Below are 18861 nucleotides of genomic sequence, written 5' to 3'. Positions count from 1 at the left end.
CGGAAAATATGATAGACTATACTTAGGCGAGATGTGGCCAATAGGGACATAAAGGTCCCATCAATATAAAGGAGGATATTTGGATGAATTTAACTGGTAAAGTAGTTGTAGCCCAAGGTGGAGGACCAACCCACGTGATTAATCAATCTTTAGTTGGTGCAGTTTTAGAATCAAGGAAATTTCCTCAAGTAACAAAGGTTTATGGAGCAGTGAATGGAATAGAAGGGCTTGTCAATGAAGAATTTATGGATCTTACGCAGGAAACAACCCATAATTTGGAACAAGTAGCCATGACCCCATCATCGGCCTTACTTTCTACAAGAATAAAACCCGATGATGCTTATTGTAAAGAGATTTTTAAGGTATTAAGAGCCCATGATGTAAGATATTTCTTCTATATAGGGGGTAACGATTCCTCTGATACAGTACGTATAGTCAATGAAAATGCTCAAAGGGCAAATTACGATTTCAGAGCAATCCACATTCCTAAAACCATAGACAATGACTTAGTCTTAAATGACCATACCCCAGGATATGGATCGGCTGCTCGGTTTGTAGCCCAAGCCTTTATGGGAGTAAACTTAGACAATAGAGCCTTTGGCGGAGTATACATAGGCGTAGTTATGGGTCGACATGCAGGATTTTTAACGGCTGCCGCTTCCCTAGCTAAGAAATATCCCGATGATGGTCCCCATTTGGTATATGTACCAGAGAGAGCCTTTGATATGGATAAATTCTTACAAGACGTCAAGGAAGTCTATGATAAATATGGACGATGTGTAATTGCTGTTTCTGAAGGAGTTCAAGATGAAAATGGAGTGGCCATTGCCACAAGATTAGTAGAACAAGTAGAAAAAGATGCCCATGGAAATGTCCATCTAGGAGGAGGAGCCCTAGGAGAACTCCTAGCCAACACCATTAAAGAAAAGCTAAACATTAGCCGTGTACGATCGGATACCTTTGGGTACTTACAAAGATCCTTCATGGGTTGTGTATCTGATGTTGACCTACATGAAGCCAGGGAAGTAGGAGAAAAAGCCGCTCAATTTGCCCTATGGAAAGATGTAGATGGATCGGTCACCATTCAAAGAACAGGAAACTATTCTGTAGATTATCAACTACGACAATTACACGAAATTAGTGCCAAGACCAAATATATGCCCGATGAATTCTTAAATACGAGGGGCAATAACGTAACGGATGCTTTTATCACCTATGCAAGACCTCTTATCGGCTCAGGCTTCCAAGATGCTTATCGCTTAAGAGCGCCAAGGGTACCAAAAATTTTAGTTAAATAGTAATTGAAATAAAGGGACGGCAGATTGTGTGAAAATTAAGTTTCTCCTAGGCTACGCTTAGGGTGACAATTCTTACACAGTCCACCGTCCTTGTTATATTTTAGAGAGGCTCAGGCGGCCTCTCTACTTTCCTATTCAATAAAAAAAGGGGTTGTAGGGGAATTTCCCCTGCCGTATTAGGAGGGTGCTCAGATGGAGATTTTTGCCATCGCAGAAGGGAACCTAGGGTTTCCTAGCGGAAGCAGCTTGGCTGCTCTTTTTATTAATCACTAAAGAAATGGTCAATAGGGCAAGGGCAAAGCCTAATTGAATAAGGAGATTGCTATATATAGGGGATAAATGTTCCCAGGTAAAATTAGTTAAGTTTCCAATGATGGAATTATTTGAAGTATACCAATAGGCTGGAGTAAATCGAGCAATCTTTAAGGTGGTTTCTCCAAGGAGCTCCATAGGAACAAAGACTCCGCTTACAAAAGATAGACCTAGTCCTACGATATTAGCGATTCCATTGGTGACTTCTCTATTCATTGTCAATGAGCCCACAAGATAAGCAATACAGAGAGCTGTAATAGTAAAGACAATAAAATTTAATATGAATAGTAGCGAAGTTTTGTCAAAGAAAGAAGATGGATTGACGATAAAACCTAGGGCAACAAACAATAGCACACAAAGAGAAGCAAAGGTTAAATGGCCTAGGATCTGTTCTGATTGAATACGATATAGAGAAAGAGGGGAAGCAAAATTTCTCCTTTTTATATCCAAGTCAGCAAAGGAAATCATAATAGAGCTCATTCCCAATATCAGTATAGACAACATCGCATATACAAGATAATTATAATAAAATATCTGTGGAGTATTATCTACTGCTTTGGCCTCTACCGAGTAAAGATCAACTTTCACTTGGACATCTAAGTCTTGAATAATTTTTTCTACCAATTCCTTTTCCCTAATATTTTCTATATTGCGGTAGATTTTTCCAGTATTAAAATAATTATTTACCATCAGATCTACAGTATGGTTAGCAGCAGAATCAGGCACAGTATATTTTTCCAATACAGGATCCTTCCCCTGGAAGAAATCCTTTGTAAATCCTTGGGGGATAGTAAGGATATAAGTCACATCTCTAAAAAATAATGCATCTTGCATTCCTTCCTTTGATTCTTCAATCTCTACCAGTTCACTGTTTTCTTCTAAATAGGATTTAAATGCTTGCAATAAGATGCTTTCCTCGTCATGATTAATCAAGGCCATTCTTACTTTAGACTCTTCAAAAATGCTCCCATTGGTTTCCTGCATATTGGTAGTAAACAAAAGGGTCATAGCAAGAAATATGACAATATAAACCAATAGAGTAGGAAGAGCTCTTTTTAATAATTTAAAATATAATTTATAGACTCTCATATTGCATCCTCCTGACAAGTAGATAGGTGATCAAGCTAAAAAGTAGACTATAGCCAAGCATTAGAACAATATTTAGGGAGAATCTACTATAGGTTTCATAATAGTACAGGCTATAAAAGGCATCGGTTATAAGATGAGCAGGATTGAGATACTGTAAAAAGGGAAGCTTTGTAGCCACAATATGTTTCATTTCTACCATCATTAAACCAGCTAAAAAGCAAGAGAACATCACGATTGCTGCAAGTACGGAATTCTTAAAATCAGCATTCTTTTTGGTCAGTGTCCCCACCATTGCCCCTAGAGATATTCCTAACATACAGGACATAAAACATGTAAGAAGAATATAGCCTAGATTTTTTCCAAAATCAATTTTTAGTACAAGGCTCAAATAAGCTAATAGGAGTAAAATACCTATGAGATGTATGGTAAGGGCAGCCAGCATATTACACAAAAGTAATTTGATTTTATGAAGGGGGGTAATATTGATTCGTGCTCCCTTCCAAGATAAATCCCCTTGGATACTTACAATCTCTTTGAGACCCCAAAAACTTCCAAACAAACAGGCCATTGCGATCAAGGCATAATAGAAATTTAAAATAATATCAGGAGGATTTTTACCTAGATTAACCTCTGATATATAGGAGGATAGATGACCTATATCTTCTAGCGCTTGCCCATAGGATTGAGGGGAGGTTCTTCCAATACTTTCTAAGGTGTTTAAAGTTTGACTATATTTTTCTAAGAAAGATTTTACGATGGTCTGCTGGATACCAGAGGATTTGACCACGAGATTCATTTCTTTTCCCGGCTCTATATATCCAATGACTTTATTGTTATTTAATAAGGTCTTAGCTTGATCTTCATCACTTTTAGTGACTTTAAAAAGCTTAGTATCTTCTCCATGATTTTCTATAGTAGTATCCTCTAAGGTTTTTTCAAACTCTTTCATGTATGAATAGTTGTCATTTTCCACAAGGGCAACTTCTATAGAATGAAAAGCTTCGGTGTTATAAATATTCCCTAAGGCCAAGTTGAACAAAGTAGCTAAAATAATAGGGAATAGAAAAGTCCAAAAGACATTGCTTCGATCTCTGCCCAAAGATTTAAGTCTAGTGCCATATAGTCTTATCATGAATTATCACGCTCCTTTAATCCCTTAACTCTTTGCCGGTTATTTCTAAAAATACATCATTTAAAGTGGGATGCTCTGTAAATACTTGATGAAAAGGAATAGAATTAGTCGTCAAAAACTCTAAAATATGAATCAAATTATTTTTACCCTTGGAGGATTTAATGGTCAAAGTAGTGTCTGTGTATTCCACGGATAAAATATGGGGAAGTTCCCTCAAATGTTGGATTTGATCAGGGGTAATATGAAAGACTTCTAAGGTAATCTTTTCCCCAAGGGAAATCATTTCCTTTAATTCCTCCTTTGTACCCTTTGCTATGATTTTTCCTTTATCCATAATAGCAATACGGCTACATAATTGTTCAACTTCTTCCATATAGTGGGTAGTATAGATAACTGTTGCTCCTTGTTGATTTAATTCTTTGATGCCCTCTAGTATTTTGTTACGACTTTGTGGATCTACGGCTACAGTGGGCTCATCTAAAATAATAAGTTTTGGTTTGTGGGCAATGCCACAGGCAATATTTAACCTTCGTAGCAAACCACCACTTAGTTTTTTAGGGTAATATTTTACATAATCTTCTAAAGAGACAAAAGCAATGGCTTCTTTAGTAAGTCTTTTTACTTCAGCGTTATCCTTAATATAGAGGCTGCAAAAGTAGGAGATATTTTCATATACCGTCAATTCCTCAAATACGGCGATATTCTGAAAGATGACTCCGATATTTCTCTTAATATCATAGGCCACTGGGCTCATGGGTTGCCCAAAGATCTCTATAGTGCCCTTATCGTATTTTAATAAGGATAAAAGACAGTTGATGAAAGTTGTCTTGCCAGAGCCATTGGGTCCTAGGAGCCCAAAAATCTCTCCCTTTTGAATTTCTAAATTCAAATGATCAATAGCCACCAAATGGTCATAGCGTTTCACTAAATTATTAACCTGTACGATCATGGTATTGCTCCTTTCCACTTCTTAGGGAATTTTCTTATACTTTAACCAATTGTGCCAGTTAAATGGAGAATTTGTTTTGTGCAAACTCTTAGACGCAGTGCATGGGCAAATAGGAATTTAACTAGCAAAATGAGTTATCTTAAATATAGAGCATAGAGACAGAACTGTGTAGTGAAAGGCGTCACAATCTTATATGACAAATGTCATCAAAATCAATGCAGAGTAGGAATAGATTGTAGTATTGCAAAAAAAGTGGTATATTTGAAAAAAAGAAGATTGTCGAAAAAAGTGGATATAGGGTGAAGCTATGTTAGAGATTATAGATAAGCTATTGCTATTTGTTTTTTGTACTTTACTTTATGTAGATAAATTGGGTATTGAAAATGCCCCAGTGGCCATGATTATTGTTATTACTCTAAGTGGCCTTTGCACATATTTTGAAAAAGGGAAAATTAATAGATTTTCAGTCCTTTTCTTTGTGTTTTTAAGTATATTTTTCCCCCACTTAAACCTATTTCTGCCCTTAATCCTCTATGATGTTTTTTGCACTGAGGAATGGAAATACAGTGGGCTATCTTTGATTCCTATTCTTATGCATCGCCCATTTTATGATTTGATCACTATTTTTTATATCATTTTTCTTATGGGTCTATCCTTTTTCGCCAAGATGAAAACCTATAAAGTCAACACATTGCAGCAGGAGTATTATACCTATCGAGATAATGCCAAGGAATTAGAAATTCTATTGGAAAAGAAAAGTCACAAGCTATTAGAAAATCAAGATTACCAAGTGCATATGGCTACCCTAAAGGAAAGAAACCGCATAGCTAAGGAAATCCATGACAATATTGGTCACCTGCTCTCCCGTTCCCTATTACACATTGCGGCCCTTCTTATTCGTAGCAAAGAAGAGGAGACAAAAAAAGAATTGACCCTATTGCAAAGCTCATTATCCCAAGGGATGGATAGCATACGTATAAGTATTCATAATATGTATGATGAATCCATAGATTTGTACGCTGCTATTGAGAACTTGGTGAAGGACTTTCGTTTTTGTACCCTGCACTTTGACTATAATATCCACACTCCTCCTCCCCTTCCCCTGAAGTATTTTTTTATCTCAACCATAAGGGAAGGGCTGGCCAATATGATGAAGCATTCCAATGGGACCCAGGCTTCTATTATACTGACAGAACACCCCATTATGTATCAATTGATTATCTATGACAATGGTCAGCTATCGGAAACAGAAAGTAGAAAAGTGAAAGAAATCAATCAGGATAGTTCAACCTGTGAAGGGCTAGGACTGAGGAGCATTATAGAGCGAGTACAGGGGCTAAATGGAATTATCCAAATCTCTGGGGAAAAGGGATTTAAAATATTTATCACCATTCCTATTCATAAAGTACAGGAGGGATAGATTTGAGAGTGTATATCGTAGATGATGATGAAATTGTATGTTCTTCATTAAAGATTATTTTGGAGACTGACCCCGAGATTACCGTTGTGGCTACAGATACCTGTGGCGAGGCAGCTGCTTTGGCATATGGTAGACTCACACCGGATATTCTTCTTATGGATATTCGAATGTCCTCTATGTCAGGACTTGAGGCAGGGGAGATTATTTTAGAAAAATATCCAGAAGCAAAAATACTTTATTTGACCACCTTCTTAGACGATGAGTACATCATCAAAGCTTTAAATATTGGAGCTAAAGGATATCTATTGAAGCAGGACTTTCATAGCATTCTTCCCGCTCTAAAGGCCATATTCTCAGGACAAAATGTCTATGGGAATGAAATTATAACCAAACTCCCCAACCTTATGCAACCTAAAGCCAAGACAAAATCCTATAGGGATTGTGGTATCAGCGAAAAAGAATATCGCATTATCCAACAGGTAGCAGAGGGACTATCCAACAAAGAAATTTCAGAAAAACTCTATCTAAGTGAAGGCACCGTTCGAAACTATATTAGCTTGATATTAGAAAAATTAGATCTTAGGGATCGAACCCAAATTGCTATTGATTATTACAAGAGAAAATAGAAGATTAGCTATTAGGTTTCGAGTAGTAAGGAAAATTTACAAAAAAAGGTTTGCAATTTTTGGCAAAGGGCATTATACTTAATTTATAGAAAAAGTCACAAAATTATAAATCTTAAAAAAGGAGGTCGTGAAAATGATGAATCGAGCATATTTTGTAGGCGTATATAATCTAGGGGATAGCTATGCCCAAATGAACAGAATACTCTATCACGACCTATGTCATCTTGAGAAATAAGTTTATTTTATGTACTTAAGATTTTTTCTGTCATAGGTTGAACACTTACCTATGGCTTATTTATTTTTTGCATTTCTTTATAGATGTATTTTATTCCTATAAATATTGGGAATTTTCTTAGGGAAATATAGATATAAACCATGGGTAAGAAAACCTATGGTTTTTTTATTTGACAAAAAGGAGGCTTAACATGAAAAATATTAGATTATTGTGGAGGTTAATGAAAGGAAATAGAATACTATATTTTGCTTCTATGATAAGTATGGGATTGGCGACTTTATTTGCCATTGTCAGTCCCTTGGTGATTCGAGTAACCATTGATTCCATTATCGGCAACCAACCCCTGGAAGTCCCTTTATGGATTGCTAGATGGATAGATTCTATAGGAGGAAAGGAATATTTATATGACAATCTATGGATTCCTGCCCTTCTATTGGTGGCGATCACTGTTGCCAACGGAGTATTTTTATATACCAAGGGGAAATGGTCGGCAATCGCTGCTGAGGATATAGCGAAGAAGATGAAGGAAGAACTCTACGATCATATCCAACATCAACCCTATAGTTGGCATGGGAAGGTAGATACAGGGGATTTAATCCAGCGTTGTACCTCCGATGTGGAAACCATACGAAGATTTTTGGCTGTACAATTTGTGGAAATCAGTAGAGTAATCTTTATGTTGGTCTTTTCCCTTTCCATTATGTTGGTGCTGGATGTGAAAATGACTTTGATTTCTATGGCGGTGGTGCCCCTTCTCCTTATATTCTCCTGGGTATTTTACAATAAGGTGAGAAAGTCCTTCCAACTGGCCGATGAATCCGAGGCTAGGCTTTCTACCGTTCTTCAGGAAAATCTAGCAGGAGTCCGGATAGTTCGAGCCTTTGGCAGGCAGGCCTTTGAACAGGATAAATTCAAAGAAAGAAATAAGGAATTTAGAGATTTAGTCTATCATTTAGTAGTGCTGTTGGCATGGTATTGGTCTCTGTCAGATATTTTAAGCTTGCTACAAATGGGTGCCGTACTAGTGGTAGGGTCTTACCTGGCAGGTACAGGGGTTATCACTTTAGGAACCTTGGTGGTATTTACTACTTACGAAGGAATGCTATTATGGCCCATTCGACAGCTAGGGAGAATCCTTGCGGATATGGGGAAAACTATGGTGTCTTTAGGAAGAGTAAAGGAAATTTTAGATCAACCTCGGGAAGATATGAATGGTCAGGGTCTTACCCCAACCATTAAAGGGAAAATTCAATTTAATAATGTGAGCTTTTCCTATGATAAAGAAAGTCCTATTTTAAAAAATATTTCCTTTACCATAGAGAAGGGCAAGACCATTGCAGTTATTGGTCCCACAGGTTCAGGGAAATCCTCCTTGGTTCACCTCCTGCAAGGTCTTTATGACTATGATGGGGGCTCGATCACCATTGATGGTATTGAATTAAGGGACATGAATAAGCAACACCTACGAAAAAATATTGGGATAGTCCTACAAGAGCCATTTTTGTACTCTAAGACTCTAGGGGAAAACATAGGCCTAGCCAAGAGAAGGGTAAAGCCAGCAGAAATTTATGAAGCGGCGAATGTGGCATCCATCCATGAAGTCATAGAAAGCTTTGAACATGGATATGACACCCCAGTGGGGGAAAGAGGAGTCACTCTATCAGGGGGACAAAAACAAAGAATAGCCATTGCTAGAACCATCATTCAAAAAGCACCTATTCTTATATTTGATGATTCTTTAAGTGCTATAGATACAGAGACTGATGCAGCCATTAGAAAAAGTCTTAGAGAAAAAAGTGAAAAGGTGACCACGATAATTATTTCCCATCGTATCACCACCATCGCGGAAGCAGATTATATTATGGCATTGGATCAGGGACAATTGGTACAATGGGGTACCCATGAGGAACTCATGAAACAAGAAGGTTTATATCGCCGTATTTGGAATATACAAAACCAATTAGAGCAGGATTTAGATAGAGAGCTACAGGAAGGGAGGGTATAATATGAATGCTTTTGAAGAACAAGAGTATACCAAAAAATTAGATTTACAATTATGGAAAAAACTGCTACAGTATACCAAACCCTATAAAAAATACATGATGATTTTAGGTTTTGTCATGATTATTGTAGGGGGTATAGATGCCATTTTCCCTTTGATGACAAAGATGGCCATAGATCAGTTTGTTGTACCAAAGACAGTAGAAGGTTTGCCCCTATTTGGTATAAAATATGCCTTATTAGTACTTATTCAATGTATAAGTATCGGAATATTTATTCTTATGGCAGGAAAGGTGGAAACTAAACTTTGCTATGATATACGAGAAAGAGGCTTTAGAAGATTACAGGAATTATCTTTTTCTTATTATGATACTACTCCCATTGGTTGGATGATGGCCCGAATGACCTCGGATATTCAAAGATTGGCGGACTCCATTGCATGGGGATTAGTGGATTTGGTATGGGGCTTTACCATGATGGGAGCCGTTGCAGGGGTTATGTTGTTTTTAAATTGGAAATTGGCTCTCATTGTCCTTTCAGTCATTCCGGTTTTAGTAGTGATTAGTGTATTTTTTCAGAATAAAATCCTACAGGCTTCTAGGAAGGTCAGAAAGACTAACTCCAGAATAACAGGAGCCTTTAATGAAGGAATTATGGGAGCCAAGACCACAAAAACCTTGGTATTGGAAGAGAGTAATCTAGAGGAATTTAAGGGGTTGACTACAAAAATGTATCATTCCTCTGTAAAAGTAGCTATATTTTCCTCTATTTATCTTCCCATCGTCATGACCTTAGGAAGTGTTGGAACTGCCTTGGCGATATCCTTTGGGGGGAAGGGGATCATGCTACAAACCATAGGCTATGGTACTTTAGTGGCCTTTATCTCCTACACAGTACAGTTTTTTGAACCCATAAGGGAATTAGCCAGGATATTTGCCGAATTTCAGTCGGCTCAAGCATCAGCTGAGCGGGTACTATCTATGATAGAGACCCAACCTGATATCCAAGATGAGGAAGAGATCCTAAAAATCTATGGAGATATCTTTGAACCCAAAAAGGAAAATTGGCCCAACATGAAAGGAGATATATCCTTTGAGAATGTTAGCTTTTCCTATAAAGAGGGAGAAAAGGTATTGGAGAATTTTAATTTAGATATAAAAGCCGGGGAAAAAGTTGCCTTTGTAGGGGAAACCGGTTCGGGAAAAAGCACCATTATTAATTTGGCTTGCCGTTTTTATCAACCCAATGCAGGAAGAATATTGGTAGATGGAGTAGACTATCGGGAAAGATCCCAACTTTGGCTACAGGCCAATCTAGGCTATGTCTTACAAACCCCTCATCTCTTTAGCGGTACCCTCATGGAAAATATCCGCTATGGAGCACTAGAAGCTACAGATCAAGAGGTTATAGAAGCGGCTAAGTTGGTTAACGCCCATTCCTTTATCATGAAAATGGAGAAACAATATCATTCAGAAGTAGGGGAAGGGGGAAGCAGATTGTCCATGGGAGAAAAACAGCTCATTTCCTTTGCCCGAGCCATTTTAGCCAGTCCTAAAATATTTGTACTAGACGAAGCCACTTCTTCCATTGATACCGAAACAGAAAAAATGATACAACAGGCCATAGACAAGGTGCTAGAGGGCAGAACCAGCTTTATCATCGCCCACCGCCTATCCACCATCCGCTCTGCAGATAGGATTATCGTGTTAAAAAAGGGTGAAATTGTAGAAGAAGGCAATCATGAAGAATTATTAAACAAAGGTGGGTATTATTATAGATTATATACCAATCAATTTAAAGACAGCTAAGAAACAACACGGGAGGATGTTTCCCTTGTGTTATTTCCGGGAGAATTAAAAAAGATATCTATTTAAAATGATAAAGAAGGAAATAAAAGGGAAAAAAAGAATATAATACAGTGAAGAAATAAGGAGGTGCATATATGAGAATTTTTAAAGGTAGATGGTTAATTGGTTTAATTATTATTATTTTTGGAATATCCTTATTACTAGAGAACCTTGGTTTAGCAGCAATAGATTTTGATTATGTTTTTAAAATGCTCATTCCCCTAGCATTAATTTTGTGGGGGATAGATGTGATGTTTAGAAAGCAAGGTTGGTTAAGTACTGTCGGGGGGCTTATCTTGTTATTGCTGGGGGTCAGTCAATTAGGTCGTAATTTTGGATGGTTTATTATTGATCTTTCCATTCTTTGGGACTTATTCTGGCCATTGGTGATCATATTTATGGGAATAAGCATAATCACCAGTATAAAGCCAGGCTCTAAAAATAATTTAGCTTTCATGGGAGGAGTAGATAGGGGCAAAGCGAAATGGGTATTAAAAAACGATACTTATACCGCCATTATGGGAGGGATTGAGTTAGACCTCAGATGGGCAGAAATAGCCGAAGGGGAAACCAATATACAGCTAACAGCCATTATGGGAGGAATAGATGTTATTGTACCCTCGGATATCACCGTACATTGTACAGGAAATGTAGTTTTGGGAGGATTGGATCTATTGGATCGCTCCACAGGAGGCTTGGTTTCATCCTTGCAGGCTGATCAAATAGGAAATACTAAAGTGGTAAATATTCAATGTAATGTTGCATTAGGCGGAATTGAAATTGTCAGTAAAAATTAGGAAAAAAAGGGGACGGCTAGCCGTCTCCTTTTTTGATCATTATATTCTATAAACTTAATAACAAATCCATAGATAGAGCTACCGTTAGCACCTTTCCATTCTCATAGGGCAAGTGTAAAAATTTGTACATTTCATTATCTTCTACTCGTCTTCTTATGGGAGTAGCGATATATTTTTCCTTGGTTTTGGATGCTTCCTTGGATAGAGGATCAATTTCAAAGGAATTTAATCCAATAGCACTTTTTTCACTAGAATCTATAAATTCACCGGTAATATTTACAACATAGATATCACTTACACAGTAATGTTTAGCCAGATCCTTTAAATGAGTAAGATCATCATGGTTATGCTGAATTTCTTGTAAGATATTTAAAGCTTTGTGATACATATAATTTTCCATGGCATTGGCAGCAGCGCTTTCTTGTAAATCTCTAGAAAGACCATTAACCTCTCCAGTATTGGCAGCAATTTTATTAAAGGCTGCATTGATTTCTTCCAGCATAGCATTTAGTTCTTGACTACTGGCTGCATTGGCTTCAGATACCGATTGAATGTCATTGGCTGACTCATGAATATTCTCATTCTTCTCTTGTATCTCTTTAAAATTGTCCCTTATTTGTCTAATGCTATTTCTTGTTTGTTGGGCATTGTTTTCTATGACTTTGAGAATATCATCAGTCATTCTTGCGTTATTTTTTCCATCATTAACTTCTGAGATGTTCTTTTCTACATATTCTTTTAATTGGGCTAATTTATTCATAAGCTCTTGTAGTATTTTTGTGATATCATCAGAAGCTTCTTGGGATTTATAGGCCAGTTCTCCTACTTCTTTAGCTACAACCGCAAAGCCCTTTCCATGTTCCCCTGCCCTAGCGGCTTCAATGCTAGAGTTTAAAGCTAATAGTTTTGTGTGATTGGATATGGAGGTGATGGTATCAACAAAGCTATTGATTTTTCCAATTCTTTCTTCTAGTTCTAAAACAACATCCTGAAGATCCTGGGAAAAATCACTAATCTTATCCATAACCTTTAAAGTATCCTCTATGTATTGCTTACCATTTTTAGCACTTTCATAGGAAGACTCTGCTTCCCTGACTGAAGAGTCGCTGGATATTTTAATGGTATTTAAATTATTTTTTACTTCATAGAAGGCTTCTACTATAGAATTTAAGGATTTTAGCTGATTATTTGAGCCCTCTGCCAGTTCATCGGTGGAGGTGGAAATTTGACTTGCGGCAGATTGCATATCATGGATAATATGATTTAGATTTTCTATGGACTGAGCTACTTCCACACTGGTTTTTAAGGTGCTTTGATAGGCCTTTTTGGACTCTTGGAATAAATCAACGGTGACATCATGGAAACTTTTTATACTATCTTTAACGTTAAATTTGTCTAGAGTCTTTTCATATTGTTTTTCTTGGATGATTTTTGTTCGACTTTTAATAAAGGCTAATTTCCTTCTCCATATCAGCTGGCAACCCCAAAATCCTACAAGAAATATTCCAAGTAGCCTTATGGATTCCTGTATCCAAAAATTTATGCCTTCTATAGGTACAAAACTGGTTACAAGAAGGATTCCTCCCAAGATAATCATAATGATTTCTAAATGTTTTTTTCTCTTTGACATAGTCGTTTCCCCCTTATACTGAAATTGGATAAAGAACTCCCCCGAGTGTTAATTATTTAAACTTTGTTCCATTAAATAGATTTATCGACATATTATGATAAAGTTAAATATATTCTGAAAAGTTTTTATTTTTGTATGGAAGAAATAAGATTTGTTAATGGGATAATGGATTCTAAAGTAGGTGAATAGTTCTAGTATAGGTTGTTGAAAAAGTCCTGTTTTGTGTCATTCTGAATGTAACGTAGCGGAATGAAGAATCTTAAACCAGCTTAAATGCTAGATTCTTCGCTATGCTCAGAATGACAAAATCAGGTATTTTTCTTTATATATATAGTTTTTTAACAGTCTCAGATATATTAGAATAATATATCTATATTAAAATAATAGATTACGAAGATTGGCTATTTTTCTACATAAAATCTGATATTTTTACATAAAGTTATATGATTTTCTTAAAGGGATTCAAATTTGCTTAAAGAAGTATATAAAGAGAGTGCTAACAAAAATACTTTTTAGGTGTTGGACTTAATTTTATAATTTATCATATATAAAAGTATTTAATAAAATGTCGTAGTATAAGGATGTTAAAGTAAAATGAAAAAGAAAAGATTAATTATTTTTAGTGCAATTATACTACTCATCATAGCGATTATATATAGCAGCAATGTGAGCCACCTTTACTATGGTTGGTTTTATATCATTGACAAGTATAAAGAGGGTCATAGCTATTATATAAACTGTTATGATGGACAATTTGAATTAATGGATGAGCAAAGGAGAGAAAATATTAAAAAAGAACAGCAAGAACGGGAAATTTCAGTAAGGGATAATTATACTTTTCTCCTTTATTTTGAAGAGACCAAAGATCCTAAAGAGATGACGATTAGTGAGATCTGGAAGGATATACAGCCAGGGAAAAGTTATATGATGAGACTCAAAAAGAATGCTTTTCCTTTGAATTTATACAGGGCATATACCATTGAAGAGCTATATCTTTATTAGTACTTTAGTGGACAAGGGGACGGCTAGCCGTCCCCTTGTTTTCTTTTAGATCTTATATTGAGCCAATTCTGTTTTAAAGGAATCCGCTATTTTTTCAAACTCTGTCATGTTTTCCAATAGTTTTTTGATCTCATTGGTATAGGAGGAAACATTGGCGCTTACTTCTTGGGAAGAAGCGGAGTTTTCCTGGGCAATGGCAGCTAGGGATTCGACGTTTTCATAAATGCTGGCGATGGAGTCTGTTTCTTTGGTTAGGTCATTTATGGTGTCAATCATAGAAGAAGCTACCCTTTGGATAGAAGTATTTGCTTCATGACTGCCCTGGCGAACATTTTCTAGACTGTTTCTTTCCTGTTCTAGGGTAGAATATTGTAGCTCTATACTTTCTACTACTCTTTTAATTTCGCCTACGAAATATCCTAGATGACTATGTATATCTTCTACTGCTTTTTGAGTTTGCTCCGCAAGGGTTCTTACTTCCTCGGCTACTACCGAAAACCCTTTGCCTGCCTCTCCGGCGCTGGCTGCTTCAATGGAGGCGTTTAGGGCCAATAAATTAGTTTGCTTGGAAATTTTAGAAACAATGGAGACAATATTGGTCATATCCTGGGCTTTGTCTTGGAGGCCGACGCCTCTATCCCTGACTTCTTGGAATTTTTCCAAAGAATTCATAATGTTTTGACTGGTATTTTCAAGGGAGGAATAGCTATTGCTAATTTTATCTACGGCCTTTTCCAATTCATCTTTATTGGCATTTTCATTTTCTACCACTGCCTGTAGGGCCTGAATATTACTATTTAGTATAGACACCACATCTTCAGTATTTTCAGCTTGATGAAGGGAAGTGCCGGCCAATTGCTCCACTACTCCTGATATTTCCCCTGAGGTCGTATCCATTTCATTGGCGATGGTATTGACATTGACCACAAAGGTCCCCATCTCATCGGTAATCCCCTTAAAACCTACAAAGTCTGCTCTCACTTTTCTTTTATATTGTTGGATAAGCTGGAAAAACTCTTCATAATAATCTCCAGTAAGGATTTCACCATCTTCAATATAATGGTTATTAAGCATTCTTTCCACTTCTTTGGTTATAGATCTTTGAGGACTCATTAAAAGACTAGAAAGCAAAAAAGTAAAAAAAGCAGGTAAAGTTACTGCAGTTGCCAGCTGTATAGGCTTGTCAAGACCTATAGTTGGAACAAAAACCAAAAGATTGAGGAGCAATAAAGAAAAAGATAATTTAGCTGGAATACTTTTGATAAAACCAAAGGACAATACCTTATTGGTTTTAAAGAGCTTTTTATAATAAATATCCTTTTCAAAGGTGAGCCTATACTTTACCATGGTATCGGTTTTTTCTAGTTCTTCTATTTGTAGATTTTCACCGAAAAAGTCTTGGGAACCTTGCAAAAGACCCTGTAAATAATCAAACATTCCCCTTTGGGATTGATAGGTAAAGAGAGCTTGATTTTTTCCAAGGGGCTCTATGTTCACCAAGGGTGGTTTTGCTCCAGGAAATTTTTTAGTCATTACCACATGAATATCAAAAAGGGATTGTAAAAAGGAATAAAGATTATCCTGCTGGAAAAAAGCAGGGAAATCCCTATAAAAGGATTTAATATTGTCCTCACCGATGATTTTCCAAAGTGCTTCAGTGGAGATGTTTTTCATTTTTGCTACCTGTTGGATAAGCTTTTGTAGTTGTCCATCATCCACATTTTCCAAGGGCGAAAAAATCTTATCCTCTTGCCATCCTGCAAAATTCATAGCTTGTCCTATAACTTCGTTGCCATATTGTTTTTTTAAGGTATTTAGCCAAGTGGCTACTACCGTTCCCTTCATATTAAAAACCTCTCTTTCTATCTATATATTTTTTCTATCTACCTTTTACCCCCTTGCATCCATTAGCTAACGGGATAAATGAATTTATAACAACAATAGGTGAAAGACATGAGACCATCTTCCACCTATTGTTAATCGGCTATTTTTTGATTCATTCTAGTCTATAGCTTACATAACTAAGATAAGCTTTGGCAACCCCGATGTAGTATTCTGATTCTCGAATAATATGGGCAACGACGATAACTGCAGTTGGATTACTCTTTACCGCAGTACTTTCCAAAGTCATAGAGGCTAAAAAATTTACAAACATTTGACTTTGACATAGAGTGGCCTCTATCAATTGATTAATTTCTTGGATTAGCCTAGGGGTGAGCATGTAATTGGATCGCCCTAATCTCTCAATATACTGCACCACCGTGGCTTCCATGGCTCCAAGGGTTGCTTGATAATCCTCTAATATCTCTACGTATTTCTTTTCTAAATTTTCAACAACTTCTCGAATAACTACTGTATGCTCTGATTCTTGGGTTTTCCAGAATTCAGCTTCTTCTAAAATTCTTATATAATTTTTATCTCCATAGCAAAATTGCATTTGTACTCTCCTCCATTTGGTAATATTTCTACACTCAATTCATTGTATGTATACAGTGAAAAAGGTGTACCTTCAAAGGAGGAATAAGAAACTTCCTATTTTTAGACAGCCTGAACTTTCACTTTGACTACTTTTAGGGTATTGGATATACTATAGTTTATATAAAATCTCTAGATAGGGAATAATTAAGTAGAGATAAAATCAAATGGAAGAAAGGTGATAAAATGAAGATAAATAGAGAAGTGTTAAAGTCTAATTTCCCCCAAGTGGAGTCCAGTGAGACAGACCAGGGAAAGGGATTACCCCAGCCTCCTTTGCAAAAGCCTTACTCTGGGGAAGCTAGCATTATAGATTTACCCCCGGTAGATGGTGAGGTTATACAAAATGGAGATATTTATTCCTGCTTTAAAGAGAGAAGGAGTCTCAGAAAATATACCGAAGATTCCATGAGCTTAGAGGAACTGGCCTATTTACTATGGGCAACCCAAGGAGTAGATAAAGTCGTGGGCAAAAGAAACTTTGCTACCTTTAGACCGGTACCCTCGGGAGGAGCAAGACATGCCTTTGAAACCTATCTAGCCATTAACAGGGTAGAGGGACTGGAGAAGGGAATATATCGATATCTACATAAGGATCATCAATTGGTATTGGTCCAGTCTGGAGATTTTTTAGACAAGGTGGCAGCGGCCGCGGAGGAACAAAAATTTATTGCCAATGCTGCAGTGGTATTTATATGGAGCTGTTTTCCTGCTCGATGTGAATGGCGATACAGTGTTGCTGCGCCTAAACTCATTCTTTTAGATGCAGGTCATGTTTGTCAAAATCTATATTTATCCTGTCAATCCATAGGCTGGGGCACCTGTGCTGTAGCATCCTATGATCAAGAAAAGATGGATGAACTGATTCAGGTAGATGGTCAGGAAGAGTTTACTGTTTATTTAGCTCCTGTAGGAAAGAAGCAGTAGAGTGAGATAAAAGATAGATTAAAGGGTCATATCCAATGACCCTTTTCTACTCATCAGAAAGGAAGTAATCCTATGATTATTGTTTTAAAACCTGATACTCCCCAGGATAGGATGGAAAAAATCAAGAAAAAGATGGTTAGCCTAGGATGTGAAACCTATGAATTTCAGGGTGAAAATCATAAAATCATAGGACTCATGGGGGATACCAGTAAAATAGATGCTAGCATAATCCAGGGCAATAGAAGTGTGGAAAAGGTCATCTATGTTCAAGAACCTTATAAAAAAGCGAATAGACTTTTTCATCCGGAAAATTCTATCATTCAGGTAGGCCATAAGGCTATAGGAGGAGAAGAAATAGCCCTTATAGCAGGCCCTTGTTCAGTAGAAAATCAGGAGCAGGTCCTTTCCATTGCTAAGCAAGTAAAGAGGGCTGGAGGGGGATTTTTAAGAGGGGGCGCCTTTAAACCTAGAACATCCCCCTATAGCTTTCAAGGAATGGGAGAAGAAGGACTAGAGTTATTAAAAAAGGCTAGGGAAAGCACAGGCTTGCCTATTGTCTCAGAATTGATGTCTCCCCGTTGGATAGAAAAGTTTATAGAGGATGTGGACATTATCCAAATAGGGGCAAGAAACATGCAAAATTTTGACCTTTTAAAGGAAGTGGGAAGAACCCGTAAGCCTGTTTTATTAAAGAGAGGACTAGCCGCTACTTTGGAAGAATTTTTAATGTCAGCAGAATATATTCTAGCAGAGGGCAATCCCAATGTTATCCTCTGTGAAAGAGGAATAAGAACCTTTGAAGGCTATACCCGAAGCACCTTAGACCTTAGTGCAGTACCGATATTAAAGAAAATGAGTCATCTGCCTGTCATTGTAGACCCTAGCCACGCCACGGGATTGTGGTGGCTAGTAGAACCTATGGCCAAGGCTGCTATTGCCGCAGGAGCAGACGGACTGATCATCGAAGTACACAATGACCCCGCCAATGCGAAATGCGACGGACAACAATCCATAAAACCTGAAAGACTCACTCCCCTCATAGACTCTTTAAGAGCAATAGCCAAGATAGATAATAGAAGATTGTAGGAGCAGCCCCTGGGCTGTTCTATAAAGGATGGATA

15 protein-coding genes are annotated in these 18861 nt (G+C 37.1%); 9 read left to right on the top strand and 6 right to left on the bottom strand.

Annotated elements, in window-relative coordinates; all coding sequences use genetic code 11:
• The first annotated feature begins 83 nt into the window (after window positions 1-83).
• Window positions 84-1298 carry a 6-phosphofructokinase gene (locus NSA47_RS10845; protein WP_257531894.1) on the top strand — a complete coding sequence of 405 codons (1215 nt, stop codon included), beginning with the start codon at window positions 84-86 and terminating at the stop codon, window positions 1296-1298.
• Between the two features lie 222 nt (window positions 1299-1520).
• Here the strand turns inward: NSA47_RS10845 and NSA47_RS10840 are convergent, their stop codons facing one another.
• Genes NSA47_RS10840 through NSA47_RS10830 form a run of 3 tightly spaced genes read right to left on the bottom strand, consistent with a single transcriptional unit; the run spans window position 1521 to window position 4780 of the window.
• On the bottom strand, window positions 1521-2699 hold the full coding sequence (locus NSA47_RS10840; protein ID WP_257531891.1) for an ABC transporter permease: 1179 nt from the start codon (window positions 2697-2699) through the stop codon (window positions 1521-1523).
• The gene (locus NSA47_RS10835; RefSeq protein ID WP_257531889.1) at window positions 2686-3831 is read right to left on the bottom strand and encodes an ABC transporter permease; all 1146 of its coding nucleotides are present in this window, start codon (window positions 3829-3831) and stop codon (window positions 2686-2688) included. Before NSA47_RS10835 ends, NSA47_RS10840 begins: the two co-directional genes overlap by 14 nt.
• A 16-nt stretch (window positions 3832-3847) precedes the next feature.
• Entirely contained in the window at window positions 3848-4780 is a 933-nt protein-coding gene (locus NSA47_RS10830; RefSeq protein WP_257531887.1) for an ABC transporter ATP-binding protein, read from the bottom strand.
• A gap of 307 nt (window positions 4781-5087) precedes the next feature.
• Between NSA47_RS10830 and NSA47_RS10825 the strand changes: the two genes are divergently transcribed.
• From NSA47_RS10825 to NSA47_RS10805, 5 genes are all read left to right on the top strand, one after another.
• Entirely contained in the window at window positions 5088-6200 is a 1113-nt protein-coding gene (locus NSA47_RS10825; protein ID WP_257531885.1) for a sensor histidine kinase, read from the top strand.
• A 2-nt stretch (window positions 6201-6202) separates the two neighbouring features.
• Window positions 6203-6826 carry a response regulator gene (locus NSA47_RS10820; RefSeq protein WP_257531883.1) on the top strand — a complete coding sequence of 208 codons (624 nt, stop codon included), beginning with the start codon at window positions 6203-6205 and terminating at the stop codon, window positions 6824-6826.
• Between the two features lie 425 nt (window positions 6827-7251).
• A complete protein-coding gene (locus tag NSA47_RS10815; RefSeq protein ID WP_257531881.1) occupies window positions 7252-9066 on the top strand; it encodes an ABC transporter ATP-binding protein in 1815 nt (604 codons plus the stop codon).
• A gap of 1 nt (window position 9067) precedes the next feature.
• A complete protein-coding gene (locus NSA47_RS10810; RefSeq protein ID WP_257531879.1) occupies window positions 9068-10870 on the top strand; it encodes an ABC transporter ATP-binding protein in 1803 nt (600 codons plus the stop codon).
• A 134-nt stretch (window positions 10871-11004) separates the two neighbouring features.
• The gene (locus NSA47_RS10805) at window positions 11005-11706 is read left to right on the top strand and encodes a LiaF domain-containing protein (RefSeq protein WP_257531877.1); all 702 of its coding nucleotides are present in this window, start codon (window positions 11005-11007) and stop codon (window positions 11704-11706) included.
• Window positions 11707-11752: 46 nt separating this feature from the next.
• On the opposite strand, the gene NSA47_RS10800 is transcribed toward NSA47_RS10805, so the two are convergent.
• Window positions 11753-13336: a methyl-accepting chemotaxis protein gene (locus tag NSA47_RS10800; RefSeq protein WP_257531875.1), complete on the bottom strand. Its 1584-nt coding sequence runs from the start codon at window positions 13334-13336 to the stop codon at window positions 11753-11755.
• Between the two features lie 594 nt (window positions 13337-13930).
• On the opposite strand from NSA47_RS10800, the gene NSA47_RS10795 reads away from it, so the two are divergent.
• Entirely contained in the window at window positions 13931-14338 is a 408-nt protein-coding gene (locus NSA47_RS10795) for a hypothetical protein (protein ID WP_257531873.1), read from the top strand.
• 45 nt (window positions 14339-14383) lie between these two features.
• On the opposite strand, the gene NSA47_RS10790 is transcribed toward NSA47_RS10795, so the two are convergent.
• Together NSA47_RS10790 and NSA47_RS10785 are read right to left on the bottom strand one after the other, a co-directional pair.
• The gene (locus tag NSA47_RS10790; RefSeq protein ID WP_257531871.1) at window positions 14384-16183 is read right to left on the bottom strand and encodes a heme NO-binding domain-containing protein; all 1800 of its coding nucleotides are present in this window, start codon (window positions 16181-16183) and stop codon (window positions 14384-14386) included.
• A 151-nt stretch (window positions 16184-16334) separates the two neighbouring features.
• Window positions 16335-16775 (bottom strand): DUF2935 domain-containing protein, encoded by a 441-nt coding sequence (locus NSA47_RS10785; protein WP_257531869.1) that lies wholly within the window; start codon window positions 16773-16775, stop codon window positions 16335-16337.
• 224 nt (window positions 16776-16999) lie between these two features.
• Here NSA47_RS10785 and NSA47_RS10780 point away from each other — a divergent pair, with 224 nt between their 5' ends.
• Window positions 17000-17740, top strand: coding sequence for a SagB/ThcOx family dehydrogenase (locus NSA47_RS10780; protein ID WP_257531867.1), 741 nt, complete (start codon window positions 17000-17002; stop codon window positions 17738-17740).
• A gap of 72 nt (window positions 17741-17812) precedes the next feature.
• Window positions 17813-18826, top strand: a complete 1014-nt coding sequence (gene aroF / locus NSA47_RS10775; RefSeq protein ID WP_257531865.1) for a 3-deoxy-7-phosphoheptulonate synthase — start codon at window positions 17813-17815, stop codon at window positions 18824-18826.
• The last annotated feature ends 35 nt before the right edge of the window (window positions 18827-18861 follow it).

This window comes from Irregularibacter muris, assembly GCF_024622505.1.
In the GTDB taxonomy this organism is placed as follows: Bacteria; Bacillota; Clostridia; order Eubacteriales; family Garciellaceae; genus Irregularibacter; species Irregularibacter muris.
This window is presented reverse-complemented; position numbering and strand designations above follow the sequence as displayed.

Bases quoted from the DNA above. Each gene is read 5' to 3' on its own strand.
- NSA47_RS10845 (WP_257531894.1), top strand. From the start codon at position 84: ATGAATTTAACTGGTAAAGTAGTTGTAGCCCAAGGTGGAGGACCAACC.
- NSA47_RS10840 (WP_257531891.1), bottom strand. From the start codon at position 2,699: ATGAGAGTCTATAAATTATATTTTAAATTATTAAAAAGAGCTCTTCCT.
- NSA47_RS10835 (WP_257531889.1), bottom strand. From the start codon at position 3,831: ATGATAAGACTATATGGCACTAGACTTAAATCTTTGGGCAGAGATCGA.
- NSA47_RS10830 (WP_257531887.1), bottom strand. From the start codon at position 4,780: ATGATCGTACAGGTTAATAATTTAGTGAAACGCTATGACCATTTGGTG.
- NSA47_RS10825 (WP_257531885.1), top strand. From the start codon at position 5,088: ATGTTAGAGATTATAGATAAGCTATTGCTATTTGTTTTTTGTACTTTA.
- NSA47_RS10815 (WP_257531881.1), top strand. From the start codon at position 7,252: ATGAAAAATATTAGATTATTGTGGAGGTTAATGAAAGGAAATAGAATA.
- NSA47_RS10810 (WP_257531879.1), top strand. From the start codon at position 9,068: ATGAATGCTTTTGAAGAACAAGAGTATACCAAAAAATTAGATTTACAA.
- NSA47_RS10805 (WP_257531877.1), top strand. From the start codon at position 11,005: ATGAGAATTTTTAAAGGTAGATGGTTAATTGGTTTAATTATTATTATT.
- NSA47_RS10800 (WP_257531875.1), bottom strand. From the start codon at position 13,336: ATGTCAAAGAGAAAAAAACATTTAGAAATCATTATGATTATCTTGGGA.
- NSA47_RS10795 (WP_257531873.1), top strand. From the start codon at position 13,931: ATGAAAAAGAAAAGATTAATTATTTTTAGTGCAATTATACTACTCATC.
- NSA47_RS10790 (WP_257531871.1), bottom strand. From the start codon at position 16,183: ATGAAGGGAACGGTAGTAGCCACTTGGCTAAATACCTTAAAAAAACAA.
- NSA47_RS10785 (WP_257531869.1), bottom strand. From the start codon at position 16,775: ATGCAATTTTGCTATGGAGATAAAAATTATATAAGAATTTTAGAAGAA.
- NSA47_RS10780 (WP_257531867.1), top strand. From the start codon at position 17,000: ATGAAGATAAATAGAGAAGTGTTAAAGTCTAATTTCCCCCAAGTGGAG.
- aroF (WP_257531865.1), top strand. From the start codon at position 17,813: ATGATTATTGTTTTAAAACCTGATACTCCCCAGGATAGGATGGAAAAA.